This is a genomic window from Pseudomonas sp. MD195_PC81_125, from assembly GCF_014060985.1.
Taxonomy (GTDB): Bacteria; Pseudomonadota; Gammaproteobacteria; order Pseudomonadales; family Pseudomonadaceae; genus Aquipseudomonas; species Aquipseudomonas parakoreensis.
The window spans coordinates 1-550 of the sequence record NZ_JABULD010000996.1 but is presented as its reverse complement, the minus strand read 5'-3'; the positions used below and the strand labels follow the sequence as shown (position 1 = coordinate 550).

Genomic DNA, 550 nt, shown 5'->3' with positions numbered 1-550 from the left:
AATTCAAATTTGAAAAACCGTTCCTAATAGTTCAAGACAGTAAGATTCATGCTTGGAAGCTAGAAACCTCTGCAGATCTTAAAATGCTATTTTCCGAAACGACTGGGTTTCCATTCTGGATAGCCGACAACAATTTAAAAGTCCTAATCTATATGGATGATCATGGCTGCGTTCATACCAGTGATTGCACCCAGTAAATACACCCAACGTCAGGTTACTGGCCAACCGGAAGGGAACAGATTTATCTTCCGGCTTGCCCCCATTTTTCGACCTGAAAATATGAGCCCAACTGTCAGGGTGATATCACCCAACTAGATCTGATAAACATGTAATGAATATCGACAACACTGTAATACGAGCACTACCAGAAACAAAATAAATGGTTATTACGATAGCAAGCATAGTTAAAAGCACAGCACAATAAAATAACTTGTCGAATATTCAACGCCCTATGGAAAAGGCTTGTCAGTATGTAAAGACTCACCCCCTAAAGCAAATAAAAAACTTGATGTCGAAATCAATATAGATGATGAGTTCATTTGGGGTGAAA

General features: G+C 38.7%; 1 pseudogene. It reads left to right on the top strand.

Going from position 1 to position 550, the window contains the following annotated elements:
- Positions 1-197: pseudogene (locus tag HT737_RS31535) on the top strand (hypothetical protein); the annotation flags it as partial.
- Between the last annotated feature and the right edge of the window lie 353 nt (positions 198-550).